The following is a 16,903-nucleotide window of genomic DNA, read 5'->3' as shown; positions in this document are numbered from 1 at the left end:
GTGAGCACTTACCGCTCACCGAGTACTTCAAACTCATCGTAAACTAGGCGAGCGTCGCCATCGCTTTGGATTTTCCAATGCTCGCGATGAACCAGCCCATATGCCTTGTTCATCTGCCATTTGGAAGTCAGAATATAACCATCTTCTCCCTCCGGTTGCCACTTAACATCTGAATACTCCACCAGAGAAAACCCTTGCTGAATCAGGTTCGTCCAAAACGCTTCTATCTCTTGGGTCCCTTTGAAAGTACCAAATGGTTTTGCAACCATCTCTGTTCCCTCTGCATACTGAGCAGCACAGCCTTTCGCATTGCCATCATTAAACGCCTGCTGCCAGGCCGCTATACCTGCTTTACACGCTTCAAGTACATTTTGAGACATATTTTTATTCCATTTTTCGAATGAGTGAATAACAAGAAATTTACCGATATGATTAGTAAAGAAAAACAAACTAACAAGAAATCACTGTTTAACTAAATGGAACAATTATGGACAGATTTCGTCAAATGACCCTTTTCAAGACTATCGTGAATCCGGATCAATAACCAAAGCGGCGGAAAGGCTTGATTTATCTAAATCTGTTCTGAGTCAGCACCTCAAACAACTTGAGTCCGAACTCAAAACAATTTTATTAAAGCGAACCACTAGAAAACAATCACTCACTCAGGCGGGAGAAAATTTCTATCAGCACTGTTGTCAGATGGATACCATCGCCAACCTAGCTTGGGAAGAAGTACATAAGCAGCAAACCGAACCAAGTGGGAAAGTAACGATTACGGCACCTCATGCCTTAATGGATAGCATTGTGATACCTGCACTCTCAAACGCGTTCAGTGGCTATCCCGCAGTATCGCTCAACTTGATAGGTAGCGATGAGCAACTCGATCTAATGACCCATAACATCGATTTGGCAATACGTGTTGGGCAGTCTCGGGACAGTAGTTATCGACAAAAAAAGATTGGGAAAATTCGTGACGTGCTTTGCAAGGGATTAGTCAAAAACGTTTCGCTAAAAAATGCCCCTTATGTGGCGAATCACTGGCAGGGTAAGAACATATCACACGTACTAACCAGTGACTCTGATGGTGAAAAAATCAAATTGGCATTCACTGCATCACATCATACAAATAACCTACATCAGACAGCTTCTTTAATTGCCAGTGGGATGGGAGTTGGTCTGGTTCCAGACGTAATAATGAAAAGCCGCACAGATTTAATTCCTGCCATGAAAGGCTATACATTGAAATCCAGCCCGGTGTTCGCACTGCATCCTTTTCAAACCTCTGTACCTTTATCTGTATCCATGGCAATTGATGCTGTTACTACACAGTTGGTCCAAACCAATTGATGCAAACCCATTGCTACACTCAAGTATAATTTTGTAATAAATGGTTAATTTTATAAAAAATTGAGCTAATCCGTAAGGACGGATTCATATTGCGTATGTAGAATGTGCGCCTTTCTTCTAACCAGTTTCAGCATTCTGAATTGATTGCCTTTCTTGTTTAACTGGTTTGATTGAACGGCAACGAAATACTATGCAAACTTACCGCAGGTTCGCTTTTTCATAGGCGTCCTGCGATTATGATTGAAGTATCTTTTTTGCCCGCATAACTTGCGGGCTTTTTTTATGATGATGGTTTCTAACCTAGAGGATACCTTGAGCACATTCTTACAGCTATTCAGAAAACTCTCGAGTATCGCTGCCATTGCAATAGCATTTGCCTATGTTTACGGAAAAATACCCGAGGAGCAGGAAATGCTCGCCTTGAATGCTTTTATCGTACTGGCTGTGATTGCTTACAAACGCAAACGCGTTGTCTCTTCATAAACTCCTGGCAGTAGCAACTTTTATGCTACTGCTTCCCATTTTTCCTCAAATCCTCTGCTGACTTTCGCATTTCAGAGACCTTAAGAACAAGTTCACTTTCCATTCATTTTGACATGTTTATACTCGATGGAAGTTAATGCTTTTAAGGTAAGTCTATGTTTCGACATCCTATCGCTGTCTTTACCGCAACTTTTCTCACTGCTGGGATAGGTTATGTGTATGCTTTTCAAGATGTCTCTCCTCAATCTGTAGTGATTGATGTTCCCCACGAGGGAACTCGTATCGAAATCGATGAAGATCAAGACGATGTCTATGAGGCCGTTCAGGAAGGACGAATTCAGCCTTTTTCTGCACTCTATAAAGCAGTAGCGGAGCAGCTCAATGGTCGCGTAATTCGCGTAGAACTGGATGAAGATGACGATCAATGGATTTATGAGCTAAGGTTGGTTCATGACGAAAATGTCATCAAAGTAGAATACGATGCGAGCACGCTTGAATTGATGCAAATTAAAGGCAGAAACCTAAATCAAGTTATTAAAAAACACTCACAATAAGAAGAACACATGAAAGTATTAGTTGTGGAAGACGAGCCTCGCCTGGGCGAGCAAATCATTGAAACTTTAGAACAGGCTGAATGGGTTCCTGAACTTTCGGTGGAGGGCATTGATGCTCTTTATCGTGCTACTTCTGAAGAGTGGGACATGATCGTTTTGGATCTTGGTCTGCCGAAGCTTGACGGTCTGACAGTGTTAAAAGGCATTCGCGATGAGAACATCAATACTCCCGTGATTATTCTGAGTGCACGAGATACACTTTCCCAACGTGTGGAAGGGTTAAACGCTGGCGCAGACGACTACCTCACTAAACCTTTCGAAATGGTCGAGCTCATTGCCCGAATTCGCGCTCAATTGCGCAGAGCCTCCGGCAACGCATCTCCTGTTATGCAGGTCGGTGACCTTAGCTTAGATACGAGAACATCGAAGGTTCTGTGGCAAGGGCAAGTCGTCAGCCTGACTGCTCTTGAATACAAAGTCGTCGCGTATTTCATGCACAACGCGGACAAAGTTATCTCTCGCACTGAGCTCGTTGAGCATATCTACAAACAAGATTTTGATCGAGATTCAAACACGATCGAAGTCTTTATCGGACGTATTCGCAAAAAAATTGCTCCTGACGTCATCAAGACTGTTCGAGGTCTTGGATATCAACTGAATGCTAATTAAGCCCTCCTTTATTCGCAGCCTAAGCCTGAGAAACCGCTTGCTATCCGCTGCGGTAATCTGGCTTGGTCTGATGATATTCGCTGCTGGTCTTTTGATCCCAAACTTAATCAAAGATTACCTGAGAGAAGACATTCGCCAACAATTGAGTTTGTCTTTGGATGAACTCACCGCAAATATTGATGTGGATGGTCACGGCAGAATGGTGATGCCATTTCGGTTATCGGACCCCAGATTTAACCGCCCTTACAGTGGGTTGTATTGGATGGCGGCGACTGAGAGTCAAGTCATGCGCTCACGATCTCTTTGGGATCAGCTTATTACGTTTAAGCGCTTTAAAGGGGCGAGAGGAGCTAACGGTGAAAAGCTTATTTATATTCAGAGAAATATATATCTTCCCGACTTTTCTTCTCCAATCACTATCACCGTCGGACTAGACGAACAGCCACTTGAAGACACGTTACACGCATTGATGGGTCAGGTATGGTTGGTACTTACTATGCTGTTTGTTGGTATTCTGGTGTTAATTGGACTGCAGGTTTCGTGGTCGCTCAGACCTCTTGGGAAAATGCAGAAGGAGCTCCATAAGCTCCGTTCTGGTGAGCAAAGCGCTCTTGAAAACCATTACCCTAAGGAAATTCAGCCTCTCACCTCAGACCTGAACGCCCTGCTCTTCCATTATCAAGAGCTATTGCAGCGAGCGAGAAACCACGCAGGAAACCTTTCCCATGCGCTGAAAACCCCAATTTCCGTTCTTAAAAATGAAGCGGCACTGCTTGATCCAGAAACGCGCGCCAAACTGGAACCGTCGGTACAAAACCTGCAGCAACAAATTGATTACCACTTAGGTCGGGCTCGCATGGCAGGATCTATGCACATTCTCGCGGTTAGCTGTCAACCAAGCGAACAAGTCGATGCCATATCTATCGCGTTTGATAAAGTGTTTGCAGACAGAGATATCCTGCTTATCAATGAACTTGAGGCTGACCTAAAAGTCGCGGTTGAATCGACAGACATGGACGAAATGCTCGGCAATTTGCTAGAAAATGGCTACAAGTGGGCAAACTCACAAATCCGAGTCTTTAGCGAAACCATCTCTGACAAACAAGTCGCTTTGGTAGTTGAAGATGATGGTCCTGGTATTCCTAACGAAATGAAAGAGCACGTTTTAAAGCGTGGAGTAAGGCTAGATGAGGAAACACCGGGGTCAGGTCTTGGTCTTAATATTGTGAAAGAAATGGCGCACAGCTACCGAGGGGAACTTGTTCTTGAAGATAACTCTTCAGGTGGTACCAAAGCCAAGCTGATTATTAATCTATGTAATAGCCAAAACAAACGTTAGTAAACGGTGCCCTTAACTGCATTGTTTGATTTTTGCCATACGCGCCAAAGTAGTCAGCCTATTGAAGTAACTAAATCCCCCTATTTTTCTTAACATATTGAAAAACATAAAGTTGACTAGATAAGAATGGGTCTTTGCAAGCAATGGCTGATACTTTTAATCAATCAAAAGTTGGGATTTCCATTCCAAATACTGATTCTTACAATTTTGATCACGCAACTTAGGTCATCTAGTTGCTTAGTCGCATTAGATATTTTAGCTTCTCTTCGAATGATATAAATATAACAAGCCTTTACTATTTCGCAGCACTACATCGTTTTAACACACGACCTTATAGGCTGTTTCATTTGCTGAGTATCTGGATCGAAACTCAATTATATAATTTGGCTAGGTGCAAATTTTGATTTGCATGAAAAGGAAATTTCATGTCACAAAAACTTCGAAACGTTGTGGAGTCTTCGTCAGTGATTCCGCAACGATCTAAGATTGCTCTTGCAGTGACCTTAACACTGTCTGCATACCAAAATCCGGCTTTTTCCGCAGAAGTTGTTTCACTTAATATTAATGAACTGAACAGTGAAATTACCCGTAATTCCTCGGGATTGAGTACAGCTTCTTCCCAGACTTTGTACTCCAGCGACGATGTCATTAACCAGCTAAAAAGTATTTATAAACTTTCAGTAAATGAAGACTTCGTTTTATTAAAAAGCAAACACTCGTCGTCCGGTAAATTACATCAGCGCTTTGTTCAGACGGTTAATAACAAACCAGTCTATGGAAAACAAATAACTGTCCATATCGACGATAATGGCGTCTATTGGCTTGGCGGGCAGATATTGGTCGGAGCTGGTCAGGACATTCAATCTGGCATGTTGTACCGAAACCTGAGTACTGATTCTGCAAAAGACATAGCCAAAACCCACTTCAATAGCTTTTATGCAAAAGGAAATCTCTGGTCATTCGATAGAGAAGATGTGAATCCGGTTGTTATCCAAATTCAAGGCGATGCTATTGAAGCTAAGCACGTCAGCTTTATTGCTACACCTTATGGTCATGTCGGCACCCCCATTCGATTTAATGCGATAGTAGACAGTTCGGGAAAAGTGGTCAAACACTGGAACTCTATGGCACACGCTCAGGGTCGTGGACCAGGTGGTAACCTCAAAACAGGACGTTATGAATTTGGTACTGATTATGGGTACCTGGACGTAACTCAAAATGGCAGTACGTGTACTCTAGAGAATGAAAAAGTTTCAACCATCAATATGGAGCACTCTCAGTATGGAGGCTCTGTCCATTCGTTCACCTGTGACACAAATAACGACAAAGAAATAAACGGCGCTTATTCTCCTCTAAACGACGCGCATTACTTTGGCGGAGTCGTCTTCGACTTATACAGAGATTGGTTCCAGCTATCTCCTTTGAGTCAAAAGCTTGAAATGCGCGTTCACTACGGCAATAACTATGAAAATGCATTCTGGGATGGTCGCAGAATGACTTTTGGAGATGGAGCTAACCGTTTCTACCCTCTGGTTAGCTTAGATGTTGTTGCTCACGAAGTTTCCCACGGTTTTACCGAGCAAAACAGTGGTTTGATTTACTCTAATCAATCAGGTGGTATCAACGAGTCATTTTCTGATGTAGCTGGTGAGGCTGCTGAATACTTTATGACTGGAACGAACGACTGGCTGGTGGGAGAAAGCATCTTTAAAACGCCTGGGGCAGCCCTAAGGTATTTTGAGGACCCAACCAGAGACGGCAGTTCCATAGGGCATGCTGATAATTACTATGATGGCTTGGGTGTTCACTACAGCAGTGGTGTCTTCAACCGCGCCTTCTATTTGCTCTCCAACACTGCTGGATGGGACATACAAAAAGCATTTACCAGCTACGTAGACGCCAACCGTTTTTATTGGACCGCAAGCTCAACCTATGATGACGGAGCGTGTGGCGTCATATTGGCAGCCAAGGACAGAGGTTACAACTGGCAGGACGTGCTTTACGCCTTTGACCAGGTTGGTGTGACATGCTCAAATATCCCAGTTGACACTGATAACGATGGACTTCCAGATGCTTGGGAAGCTCAGTATGGTCTTAATGTAAACGACGCCAGCGATGCCTTGCTGGATGGCGATGGAGATCAGCTTAACAACTTGGCTGAATTTTCTAATAAGACAAATCCGAACGTTTCAGACACAGATAGTGATCAACTTTTTGACGGCGAAGAGGTTAATACACACGGTACGGATCCAACCAAAAATGATTCAGATCTGGATACAATGCCTGACGGGTGGGAAGTGACTTACTCTTTGAATCCACTAGACTCTTCTGATTCAGATATTGATAGTGACGAAGATGGCTATGTCAACAATATCGAATATAAGCTTGGTTCGGACCCAAAGAATGCTGATTCCACTCCTGAATTTGTTTCAAATTACTCAGCTTCGTTTGAATCAGGTTTACCGATTAGCTGGACAATTCCATCAAGTTCAAATGGACCTTGGAAAATATCGTCAGACTACAGTACCGATGGATTACACAGCCTCAAGGCAGAGACAATCACCCATTCACGTATAGCTCAGACTAAGTATGTCAATAATTTCGAGGGGGGAGTATTAGCATTCGACTATAAAGTTTCGTCAGAATCAAGTTATGACTTCTTTATAGTTACTCTCAACTCAATCGAAGTTTTAAAAGTATCCGGAGAAGACTCAGGTAGATTTGAAACACAATTAACCCGTGGATTCAATGAAATAGTTTTCAGCTACGAAAAAGATGGTAGCGTCAATGAAGGCTTAGACTCAGCTTGGATCGATAATTTTACTGTCACTACAGCAGATGCAGATAATGATGGTATGAACGACAGATGGGAAACCGCGAACGGTTTGGATCCAACCAATCCGGAAGACGCCTCGACAGACCTCGACGGAGACGGAATCAGTAATCTCGAGGAATATATAAACCAAACCAATCCTCAAAATACAGATACAGATAGCGATGGCTTGTCTGATATGGACGAAATGGTTTCTGGTACTAACCCGAACAATTCTGACTCCGACTCTGACGGATTGCCAGATGGATGGGAATCCCAAAACAACCTAGATCCACTTGATTCAAGTGATGCGCACTTAGACAAAGACTCTGACGGTTTTACGAATACAGAAGAGTTCCGAATGGGAACAAATCCTGACAATGCAGAGTCTTATCCTAATTTCATCTTTACCTTACATCAGTCGTTTGAAACTGGAGTTCCCGCTAATTGGACACAACCTGATAGTGTCGATAAAGGTTGGGGTATCTCAGATGAAAACACTACTGATGGTATAAAAAGCATCTCGTCAGAAAGCATAATTGATGGTCAGTCAGCAGGTATTCAATTTGAAGAGTATTTTGCTGAGGGAACACTTTCTTTAGATTATTTTATTGACTCAGAGCCTTCATACGACTTCTTGTCAGTGATTATCGATGGAAATGTTATAGAACAGATCTCTGGTTACAATTCAGGCACTTTTGAAATAACAATTTCTGAAGGTTTACGTCAAGTACAATTCAAATACCATAAGGACTATTCCATCTCGAATGGCAAAGACATGGCATGGATCGATAACGTTAGATTCGCGGCCAAAGACACTGACAATGATGGCATGGCTGATTCATGGGAAAATCGTTATGGTCTAGATATAAACAATGCTTCAGACGCATCTTTGGATAATGATGGAGATAAGCTCACCAATCTCGAAGAGCATGATGCCAATACTCTTCCAGATTTGAGCGATAGTGACGGAGATAGCCTTTCAGACCATACCGAGGTTAAAGTTTCAAGCAGTAACCCTCGTTCTAGCGATAGTGACAGCGACACGCTACCAGATGCTTGGGAATTTAATCACGGGCTGGATCCAAATAATGTATTAGATAAAGAGCTGGACTCTGACTTGGATGGTTTAACAAACATCCAGGAATATTTAACCCAGACGCACCCAATGAATGCTGACAGCGATGAAGATGGAATGTCTGATGGATGGGAAGTATCTCACAACCTTGATCCTAACGTTAACGATTCGAACTTAGACCAAGACGGCGACAACTTAACAGCATTGCAAGAATTCAACATCAAAACCGATCCAAATTCTCGAGACTCAGATGGCGATACCCTGCCCGATGACTGGGAGCATACACATAAACTTGATCCAACGGACCCAACAGACGCAGCAAAAGATTCAGACGGCGATTCACTAAGTAATCTTAGAGAGTACCAGACAAAGACTGACCCGTTAAATTCCGACTCTGATGGAGACGGGCTTTCAGACGGTAAAGAGGTATTGGAAGCAAACTCCAATCCACTTGACCCGGATACTGATAAAGACGGCTTGCCTGATGGTACTGACCCTGCACCTACTCAAAAAAATGAAAATGAAGGTAGTGGATCTAGTGGTGGTTCTTCTTCTGTCTTCTGGTTGCTTGGCTTGTTAACACTAGCGATGGTACGAAGAAAGAAACAAATTTAGATATGATTCAGCCCTTGGAAGTATCCAAGGGCTTTTTACTTTAACGGGTTATGAGACTGGCGGTATTAAATTGTATGGTTCTAGGCTGGATGACAAGAGCATAACCGTCTGAGTAATAATCTTGCTGGTCATTGAGAATACTTGGATCAGCGACTTTTAATGGCGTAGATTCCCACGGCTGGCTGGTTGCGATAGCATCACCAAGCCGGTCTCGCTCTTCATCAACATTGGGATCAACTTTATGAAGTACGGTTACGATGCCTTTGTAGTGAGAGACTTTTAGACCTGCGTCATAGCTTATCGCTCCTACCCAAACCGGTTGTCCTGCCTGTGATGAATGCCCTGCATACCACCAACGGACATGGCTCCGATTGAGCAAATCTCCTTTTTGTTGGTATGCAAACCACTGAGGTTCATTATTCCAATACAAATCGGACATGGGAGGTGTTTGATTCTTCAACAAATCAACATATTCTGTTAGGCGGAATTTGTCTCGGCTGAATGTTTGATTCTCAATCCAACCAAGTTCTTTCATGAGATCATTGGGGGATTCGCCAACGTAAATTAAGTTCACTGCCTGAGCACTGTAGACTTTAGAAAGCCCAGGAAATGCCTGAAAATTCTTACCCAACCAGTTTTTTTGATCGTATGTCGATACCTGAGCGGACTTCGCTGGCAAGTTTTGAATGAAGAAATGATGATAGTTAATCGACAACATGCCTATCACGCCAACGAAAGCCATACGAATTGCGGTTTTCTTCAATCCAGCGTTTTTAAGCCAATATATCCCAAGCACACTGAAAACGAATAAGAATCCAAGCAATACCTTATGTTCAACCACAAATACTTTAGCATCGTTCAGCCAGTTGAATGTCTCTAGCCCTGCTGCAATCAGATAGCCCCAAGCAACAAATTGACCAACGCCAAGTAAGATGCCAATTGAGTCGTAGATGGCGAACTTTCTCCACTTGTAACCGTGGCTGCCTGCGATAAAAGGAACGACCCAAGATATTGGTCCTAGTAAACGGGCAAGAGTGATAACCCACACTCCCCTCTTTCTCATAAGAATCCGGGCACGGGCGAACACCCTCCGTAATTTAGGGAATTTTCTGATAAGTTTTTTCTGAATAGGGTTCCCCCAATACCTTCCCAATCCAAAGCTAAGATGATCGCCGACGATTGCACCTGCAATTACAGCTATAACCCCTAATGTAGTGCCCTGCTGTAACAAATAGCCAGCGGCGAGAAGAAAGGGCTCCCCCATGACAATTAGGTTTGGTCCGATCAGCGCATCCAAGAATGCGCCACCGAACAGCATTAAAATATCCATTAGCTAGTGTAATGTCCGAATTTGTATTCCATTTCCTGATTTCGCATCTCTCCGAAGAAGAAACGGCGAAGATTCGCTTTCAGATACAGCGCCCCTGTCGAAACAAAGCCATCTTGATCCAGTCGGCGGGGATCGAATTCGAATGTCATTGGTAAGAATCGAAAACGCCAGGTCTGGCTAGCGCGTTTTACGTAGTCACAGTCTTCGCATAAGGTGATCTCCTCGTCGAAGCCTTTCAGATCGTCGTGGGCGCGCTTGGTGGAGAAGATGCAAGCACCGACTGCGGTTGGAAAGAAAAACTGTGTGGTGAATAATCCAGCATTAAATAATGCGTATCCTGCTTTGTGTGCCACTGGTAAACCTTTGGAGCCCATGTAGACACCTGCGACTTCAAGCTTGGTCTCTTCCAGTTTCTCCATCGCATTTTGCAGGAATGAAGGTCTCAGGCGAACATCGGCATCTAAAAACAACAAGCGATTGTGAGTTGCCAGCGATGCTCCGGTATTTCGTCCCAAACTGACGCCACGCTCCCCCATATTGTGAGTCTTCAGAGCCGGCAAAGAGTCTTTGAATGTCTCGGCGATTTCCAAAGTCGCGTCGTCACTGTTTGAGTCAACGACCACCACTTCAAAATTGCGATAAGTTTGTGCACTTAGATCTTTTAGTAAGTTTGAAATTCGTTTTTCTTCATTCAATGTAATGACAATAACGCTGATTGGTTTCATAAGATTTCCCTCTGTCTTTTAGATTGCAGAGTGAAATTAACAAGGCTGTCATTAACTATTTGTGATAGTAAAGTTCACATTCAGTTCATTGTTCTGTAAACGTGAAATCAATGATTCTCTGAAGTACCTTGTTTATGAATGAATTATCTTGCTCAAGAATGGGGAGAATGTTAGTATCCGCGCTCGCTGTTCGTTGTCATTGTTTTGACAACTGAGCAAAGCATCATCAACTAGGTCGCTATGTTGATGGTGAAGTTTTAATTTTACTATTTGAGAGTAAATAATATGAAATTCGAAGCAGTAGTACGTACTGAACAAGGTAAGGGTGCGAGCCGCCGCCTACGTCACGCTGGTCAATTCCCAGCAATCGTTTACGGTGGTGAAGCAGCACCTGTTTCTATCGCTCTAAACCACGACGATGTTATCAACCAAATGGACAAGCCTGAGTTCTACGAGACAATCACTCTAGTGATTGACGGTGCAGAAGTTAAGGTTAAGCCGCAAGACGTACAACGTCACGCGTTCAAGCCAAAAGTTGAGCACATGGACTTCATCCGCATCTAATTCCTTACCAGGGAATTAATTGGATAGATCCTACCTTTTGCATATATAAGACTCTCGGACTTACCAACCGAAAGCTCTAAAAATTAGAAACCCCAGTTGCTACCAACAACTGGGGTTTCACCTTTTTATAGGTTTATCTTATTTTGCCGGGCAAGCAACTTCTTCCCAGAACCAGTTAGTTTGAGTTGGTGTTTCCCAAACGCCTGGGTCATTTTTCGCAACAAAGCATTTGCCGTTGTGAGTCACTTTTGCGCCAGCACCGACATCTGTTTTACCTGCTTCCCAAACGATGAAGCCGTTGGGATCTGGGTTTGGACCCGGACCAGGACCTGGATCAGGTGTTGGAACCGGATCTAATTTGTCTACTACTCTCACCTCAGGCCAAGTTTGATGAGATAGGTAGAAGTTAGTCACACACTTCTCGTAATCACCTGGAACCAATGCAGAGTATGCCGTTTGGTAGCCTACCAGCTTACACTCGTAAGATACGCCTTCTGGGCGGTCAGCGTGGTATGAGAAATCCGCTTCCCAATTAGTGTAAAGTACATCAGTTGCACCATTCAGGTTCAGACTGCCGTACGGTGTTTGCTGCCAACAAGTATTTTTCTCGTCCGCTTCAACAGGGATGTTGTAGTGAGCAGCAAGCCCTTCCCAGTATTTGATTCGGTTAACTGGCTGACCTTTGTTTTTGTTCTGTTCGCCACACTCAATACCGCCATTGATGATGTTGATTGTGGTACCGAATCCATAGCCAATACCTGCGTCAATTTCGCGTTGAGAAGGCTTCCAGGTGCGGTCAATAACATGCAGCATTGCTGGCTTAGGTGCTTGTGGTGTTAGGTAGAACCAGATTGCAGACGCCAGATTTAGCCAGGTATCAGCAACTAATGCTGGGTTGTTCAAAAGTACGGTAGCGTCGCCGTCGTACATCACTTCAGAGAATGGACCATAGTTGAAGTGGTAAGACAATTGTTTAGCACCACGACCGAAGTACCCCTGGTTAGGCGCACAAGGCCAGCGACGGTTTTGCCAGTCGTTCTGACCACAACCTGTCGTGTACCCAGGTTGACCTTCAGACCAACCCATTTCACGTACGTGAACTAGAGCTTGTTGCCACTCTTCAAGAGCTAGCGGGTTATCCCAAATATTGTCTTTTGCGATATGTCCGCCCGTTTCCTGGGCGAAGTGTGCAAAGGCTGTGATGATAGATTTCTTACAGATCGCGTCTGCATCACGACCATCCGTGTAATCGCCACAGAACGCTGGGAACTTACCGATTGCACGCAAGAATTTGGTGTAGCTGTATTCTGGTGCCGCCATTTGAGTGAGGAAATCCCACTCAGCTCTTGGGAAAACTTTTTCCACACGTTTAACGTTGGCAGGGTTGCTTGCTAACCCTTCGTCAATGGCTTCAACCACTGTATTTGGTCGAGTTTCCAATGCCTTTGCCCAGATTGCGTACATAGGATCCGCTGTTTTAGCTTGCTCCGCAGCCTGCAAATCCGCTCTGGATACAATGTACCCATTTGGATTCTGAGGATCTGGTTGTACATTCATAGCAAACGCACTGGTTGCCATTGTGCAGCCAATTAACGTTGATATAAGTGTTCTCTTCAACATTTCATCAATTCCTTGTTCTTGTAAATCAGATGCTTAAATCTCGCATCTGTAAAAACATCTGTTCTCGCTCCAACCAGCAAGAAACAGAATCAAGTGACAAGATCGCCAGAACAACCTGCAACCCAGCAGATAAAACTGTTCTGAGAAATCCAATCGCAGAAACTATAGTTAATGCAACTAGTATTACTGTGCTAAGAAGAACAATTTTCTACAGGTAAATGTTATTTATGAAGTATTTGCGAGTGACTGCTAGAAAACGTATGTTCCTAGCAACTAGAATTGCTTTTTTTCTGGATTAAAATCGGTAGAGAAGTGCTTATTTGAGGGCTTGTCGTACTGTAAAAAATTGGCGCGAGGTCAGCTATATAAAGGGAAAGGCTATTTAAAACAGATCTTGCTGGGGGCTATTTTCTTCTGCTTCTGACTGAAGTTCTTCCTTCCTCTGCTTCAACATTTTCCGACGATAACGTTGTCGACACAGTTTAATAACATGAAGTTGCTGTGCCGGGGTCATGGTTAACCATTCAAAGCGCTCTTGACGGTTGCGCATGCACCCGTGGCAATATCCACGTTCATCTGTGGTACACACCCGCACACAAGGACTGGGCACGGAAAAAAATTCGAGCTGTTCCATTCTCCCTCCTGTTAGATACGGTAAAGCGGTTATAGATTAAGCATAACACTTTACTAACAATACAGCATACTTAGCCAGAATCGACTATTTCTGACTGCTTAACCAGATTGAGAATATGAACCTATTCGCCTGTTCTATTAATGCTGATTATCTCATTCGTTTTATTCAGATTTTATGACTTCGTACTGACAAGTTGGCTCACTTGTTGTTTATACTGCATCGGTTAAACAAACATTTCTTGGAGCTTAGAATGAAAAAGCAACTCGCTCTTATCGCTTTACCTGTTCTTTTGGCAGCTTGTACCAGCAATGGAGATGCAACAGTGGTTACCAATGAAGATTTACAACATCATCACTGGATTCTGGCTCAGGTCGATGGAAAGGAATACGTGAAACCTGAACACGGCAAACACCCAAGCATTGAAGTGGGTGAAAACATGACAGTAAATGGCTTTGCTGGCTGTAACGGTTACTTTGGTCAGGGTGAATTAAAAGACGGTAAGTTCCGTGTTGTGGATATGGGAATGACCATGATGATGTGCCCGGACGATATGATGAATACAGAGCAAGTTATCTCTAGCACGCTGAATGACTGGAGTGACATAACGCTAACCAAAGACACACTTGTTTTAGTAGGTAATGATCACCAGGTGACCTTCAAACTTCGTGACTGGGTAAACTGATTCCTTATTGATATTAAAGATCTAAATACCGTTAAAGCCCCGACTCAAAAAGTCGGGGCTTTTAAATTACACGCTGTATTCAAATATTACTGCCATTGTGCGCGTAGTGTTTTGGCTGCTGATACCATATTTTTCAGAGATGCTTCGGTTTCTGCCCAGTTTCGGGTTTTCAGTCCGCAGTCTGGGTTCACCCACAAACGTTTAGCTGGGATCTTAGCTGCGGCTTTTTCTAGCAAACTGACAATCCACTCTTCCGACGGAATGTTTGGCGAGTGAATGTCGTAAACACCCGGACCAATTTCATTCGGGTAGTTGAATTCTTCAAACGCTTTCAGTAACTCCATATTCGAACGAGATGTTTCGATGGTGATCACGTCGGCATCCAACGCTGCGACAGACTCAATGATTTCATTGAACTCGCTATAACACATGTGAGTGTGAATCTGAGTTTCTGGTTTCGCACTCGCCGCTGAGATTTTAAACGCATCAACCGCCCAGTTTAAGTACTCTTCATGATCGCGTTTCTTAAGAGGCAGACCTTCTCGAATCGCTGGCTCATCGATTTGAATGATGTTGATACCTGCGTCTTGGAGATCACTCACTTCATCACGAAGCGCAAATGCCAGTTGTTGTGCAATTTCCTTACGAGTGATGTCTTCACGTGGGAACGTCCAGCAAAGAATGGTCACTGGTCCTGTAAGCATGCCTTTCATCTGCCTTGAAGTCAGAGACTGCGCATACGTTGACCAACCTACTGTCATAGGTTCTTCTCGCTCAATATCGGCAACCACAACAGCTGGCTTCACACATCGAGAACCGTAGCTCTGAACCCAGCCAAATTTGGTCGTTTGGAAACCAGCCAAATGTTCAGCAAAGTATTCAACCATGTCGTTACGCTCTGCTTCACCGTGAACCAACACGTCCAGATCCAGCGCTTCCTGACGCTCTACCGCATCTTGGATATGACCTTTCAGTGCTACGTTGTAATCCGACTCCGATAGCTTACCAGTACGGAAGGCACTACGAATTGTACGAATTTCGCTGGTTTGCGGGAAAGAACCAATGGTTGTTGTTGGTAACAAAGGTAAGCCCAATACTTCATCTTGGTGGTGAGCCCGCTCTTCGTACGGCGCACTACGCTCTGCAAGCGAAGCTGTAATTGAGTTCACTCGCGCTTTGACCGCAGGCTTGTTCACATGTGTCGCTGTTTTACGCGCCACAATAGGTTTACTGTACTCTTCGCACTCTGAAATCGCTTCTTTGTCGCCATTTAGCGCTGCACCCAGAAGGCTGACTTCATCCAGCTTTTGTTTTGCAAAAGCAAACCAGCTCTTCACTTCTTCTGAAAGCTCAGTTTCTAATTCCAAATCGATTGGGCTGTGAAGCAGTGAACAGGACGAACCAATCCATAAGTTTTCACCCAGCTTCTCTTTCACTGGTTTTAGCTTCTCTAGCCATGCGTTTACATCAGCACGCCAGACGTTGCGACCATTGACGACACCCGCCGACAAAACCCACCCTTCAGGCAGTTTGTTTACAATCGTTTCCAACTGTTCTGGAGCCGCAGAAAGATCCACATGAAGACCATTAACAGGCAGTGCAGTGACATAGTCTAAGTGTTCGTCTACCGAGTCGAAGTAGGTTGTCAGAAGCAGTTTTACATCGCTTTGAATGACCTGATAAGCCAGTTTGAAGGAGTCCAACCAAGCTTTGTCCAGCTCCAGCCCGAGAATAGGTTCATCTATCTGCACCCATTCGACGCCAAGTTTAGACAGCTTAGCCAAAATTGCCTGATAAGCAGTAAGAAGACGTGGAAGAAGAGTAAGGCGGTCAAACCCTTCTTCCACTTCTTTACCCAGGTATAGGTAACTAACAGGGCCAAGGAGCACTGGTTTCACATCATGTCCCGCTTGAAGCGCTTCGTTCACTTCTTCGAAAAGCTGAGGCCAGCTCAATTCAAATGAATCGTTACTGCTGAATTCAGGCACAATGTAGTGGTAGTTTGTATTGAACCACTTTGTCATGTCTGATGCCGCTGCACCGCATCCACAACTCGACTGAGACTGACCACGACCTACACGGAATAACGTATCCAGATCGGGAAAACCTTTGTTGTGACGTTCAGGCACATGACCCAATAGCAGGCTAGTGGTCAGCACATGATCATACCAAGCAAAGTCACCCGCTGTTACATAGCTTAGCCCACTGTTTGACTGATCGTTCCAATGACGTTGTCTTAATTCACTACCGACTTCTTTCAGTTCTTCCTGAGAAATCTCACCTCGCCAGTACTTTTCCTGTGCAAATTTTAGTTCTCGTTTTTTACCAACACGTGGGTAGCCGAGGATATGAGTCTTTGTAATAGCCATAGTTGTTATTCCTTATACATAAACTTTAAGAAGTCTGGATGGCTAAAATATCTCTCGAAACACTTAGTTGAGCAAATTCCAT

General features: G+C 43.9%; 14 protein-coding genes and 3 pseudogenes. 11 read left to right on the top strand and 6 right to left on the bottom strand.

Translation table 11 applies throughout. The features are described 5' to 3' along the window. Positions 1-8 precede the first annotated feature (8 nt). Complete coding sequence (locus QMG91_RS06290; protein ID WP_281829667.1) at positions 9-380, bottom strand: Cif family virulence factor; 372 nt, start codon at positions 378-380, stop codon at positions 9-11. 115 nt (positions 381-495) lie between these two features. Between QMG91_RS06290 and QMG91_RS28940 the strand changes: the two are divergent. From QMG91_RS28940 to QMG91_RS06250, 9 genes and pseudogenes are all read left to right on the top strand, one after another. Then, positions 496-615 (top strand): annotated as a pseudogene (locus QMG91_RS28940) (LysR family transcriptional regulator); the annotation flags it as partial. 84 nt (positions 616-699) lie between these two features. After that, entirely contained in the window at positions 700-1,347 is a 648-nt protein-coding gene (locus tag QMG91_RS06285) for a LysR substrate-binding domain-containing protein (protein ID WP_345742278.1), read from the top strand. Positions 1,348-1,629: 282 nt separating this feature from the next. Next, positions 1,630-1,830, top strand: coding sequence for a hypothetical protein (locus tag QMG91_RS06280; protein ID WP_022602110.1), 201 nt, complete (start codon positions 1,630-1,632; stop codon positions 1,828-1,830). Between the two features lie 155 nt (positions 1,831-1,985). Then, on the top strand, positions 1,986-2,384 hold the full coding sequence (locus QMG91_RS06275) for a PepSY domain-containing protein (RefSeq protein ID WP_281829663.1): 399 nt from the start codon (positions 1,986-1,988) through the stop codon (positions 2,382-2,384). Positions 2,385-2,393: 9 nt separating this feature from the next. Further along, positions 2,394-3,053: a response regulator transcription factor gene (locus tag QMG91_RS06270; RefSeq protein WP_281829662.1), complete on the top strand. Its 660-nt coding sequence runs from the start codon at positions 2,394-2,396 to the stop codon at positions 3,051-3,053. Beyond that, on the top strand, positions 3,043-4,392 hold the full coding sequence (locus QMG91_RS06265) for an ATP-binding protein (protein ID WP_281829659.1): 1,350 nt from the start codon (positions 3,043-3,045) through the stop codon (positions 4,390-4,392). The genes QMG91_RS06270 and QMG91_RS06265 overlap by 11 nt, the downstream gene beginning before the upstream one ends. Before the next feature lie 425 nt (positions 4,393-4,817). After that, positions 4,818-5,192 (top strand): annotated as a pseudogene (locus tag QMG91_RS06260) (hypothetical protein); the annotation flags it as partial. A gap of 273 nt (positions 5,193-5,465) precedes the next feature. Continuing rightward, positions 5,466-6,485, top strand: a pseudogene (locus QMG91_RS06255) (M4 family metallopeptidase); the annotation flags it as partial. A 186-nt stretch (positions 6,486-6,671) separates the two neighbouring features. After that, entirely contained in the window at positions 6,672-8,897 is a 2,226-nt protein-coding gene (locus QMG91_RS06250; protein ID WP_409351260.1) for a GlyGly-CTERM sorting domain-containing protein, read from the top strand. 40 nt (positions 8,898-8,937) lie between these two features. Here QMG91_RS06250 and QMG91_RS06245 read toward each other — a convergent pair whose 3' ends face one another. After that, positions 8,938-10,227 carry an LssY C-terminal domain-containing protein gene (locus tag QMG91_RS06245; RefSeq protein WP_281829657.1) on the bottom strand — a complete coding sequence of 430 codons (1,290 nt, stop codon included), beginning with the start codon at positions 10,225-10,227 and terminating at the stop codon, positions 8,938-8,940. Beyond that, a complete protein-coding gene (locus QMG91_RS06240) occupies positions 10,227-10,952 on the bottom strand; it encodes a glycosyltransferase family 2 protein (RefSeq protein ID WP_004402334.1) in 726 nt (241 codons plus the stop codon). The genes QMG91_RS06245 and QMG91_RS06240 overlap by 1 nt, the downstream gene beginning before the upstream one ends. Positions 10,953-11,237: 285 nt before the next feature. On the opposite strand from QMG91_RS06240, the gene rplY reads away from it, so the two are divergent. Continuing rightward, the gene (gene rplY, locus QMG91_RS06235; protein WP_004402335.1) at positions 11,238-11,516 is read left to right on the top strand and encodes a 50S ribosomal protein L25; all 279 of its coding nucleotides are present in this window, start codon (positions 11,238-11,240) and stop codon (positions 11,514-11,516) included. Positions 11,517-11,654: 138 nt separating this feature from the next. On the opposite strand, the gene QMG91_RS06230 is transcribed toward rplY, so the two are convergent. Next, positions 11,655-13,136 carry a chitinase gene (locus tag QMG91_RS06230; RefSeq protein ID WP_004402336.1) on the bottom strand — a complete coding sequence of 494 codons (1,482 nt, stop codon included), beginning with the start codon at positions 13,134-13,136 and terminating at the stop codon, positions 11,655-11,657. 382 nt (positions 13,137-13,518) lie between these two features. Beyond that, on the bottom strand, positions 13,519-13,770 hold the full coding sequence (locus tag QMG91_RS06225) for a DUF1289 domain-containing protein (RefSeq protein WP_038195377.1): 252 nt from the start codon (positions 13,768-13,770) through the stop codon (positions 13,519-13,521). A 238-nt stretch (positions 13,771-14,008) separates the two neighbouring features. Between QMG91_RS06225 and QMG91_RS06220 the strand changes: the two genes are divergently transcribed. Further along, complete coding sequence (locus tag QMG91_RS06220; protein ID WP_038124943.1) at positions 14,009-14,452, top strand: META domain-containing protein; 444 nt, start codon at positions 14,009-14,011, stop codon at positions 14,450-14,452. A gap of 86 nt (positions 14,453-14,538) precedes the next feature. Here the strand turns inward: QMG91_RS06220 and metE are convergent, their stop codons facing one another. Further along, complete coding sequence (gene metE, locus QMG91_RS06215; protein ID WP_281829651.1) at positions 14,539-16,821, bottom strand: 5-methyltetrahydropteroyltriglutamate--homocysteine S-methyltransferase; 2,283 nt, start codon at positions 16,819-16,821, stop codon at positions 14,539-14,541. Positions 16,822-16,903: the final 82 nt, after the last annotated feature.

It is taken from the genome of Vibrio nigripulchritudo, from assembly GCF_027924785.1.
GTDB lineage: Bacteria > Pseudomonadota > Gammaproteobacteria > Enterobacterales > Vibrionaceae > Vibrio > Vibrio nigripulchritudo.
The sequence above is the reverse complement of the archived record's forward strand: the minus strand, read 5'-3'. Positions and strand labels throughout refer to the sequence as shown.

Bases quoted from the DNA above. Each gene is read 5' to 3' on its own strand.
- QMG91_RS06290 (WP_281829667.1), bottom strand. From the start codon at position 380: ATGTCTCAAAATGTACTTGAAGCGTGTAAAGCAGGTATAGCGGCCTGG.
- QMG91_RS06285 (WP_345742278.1), top strand. From the start codon at position 700: ATGGATACCATCGCCAACCTAGCTTGGGAAGAAGTACATAAGCAGCAA.
- QMG91_RS06280 (WP_022602110.1), top strand. From the start codon at position 1,630: ATGATGATGGTTTCTAACCTAGAGGATACCTTGAGCACATTCTTACAG.
- QMG91_RS06275 (WP_281829663.1), top strand. From the start codon at position 1,986: ATGTTTCGACATCCTATCGCTGTCTTTACCGCAACTTTTCTCACTGCT.
- QMG91_RS06270 (WP_281829662.1), top strand. From the start codon at position 2,394: ATGAAAGTATTAGTTGTGGAAGACGAGCCTCGCCTGGGCGAGCAAATC.
- QMG91_RS06265 (WP_281829659.1), top strand. From the start codon at position 3,043: ATGCTAATTAAGCCCTCCTTTATTCGCAGCCTAAGCCTGAGAAACCGC.
- QMG91_RS06250 (WP_409351260.1), top strand. From the start codon at position 6,672: ATGCCTGACGGGTGGGAAGTGACTTACTCTTTGAATCCACTAGACTCT.
- QMG91_RS06245 (WP_281829657.1), bottom strand. From the start codon at position 10,227: ATGGATATTTTAATGCTGTTCGGTGGCGCATTCTTGGATGCGCTGATC.
- QMG91_RS06240 (WP_004402334.1), bottom strand. From the start codon at position 10,952: ATGAAACCAATCAGCGTTATTGTCATTACATTGAATGAAGAAAAACGA.
- rplY (WP_004402335.1), top strand. From the start codon at position 11,238: ATGAAATTCGAAGCAGTAGTACGTACTGAACAAGGTAAGGGTGCGAGC.
- QMG91_RS06230 (WP_004402336.1), bottom strand. From the start codon at position 13,136: ATGTTGAAGAGAACACTTATATCAACGTTAATTGGCTGCACAATGGCA.
- QMG91_RS06225 (WP_038195377.1), bottom strand. From the start codon at position 13,770: ATGGAACAGCTCGAATTTTTTTCCGTGCCCAGTCCTTGTGTGCGGGTG.
- metE (WP_281829651.1), bottom strand. From the start codon at position 16,821: ATGGCTATTACAAAGACTCATATCCTCGGCTACCCACGTGTTGGTAAA.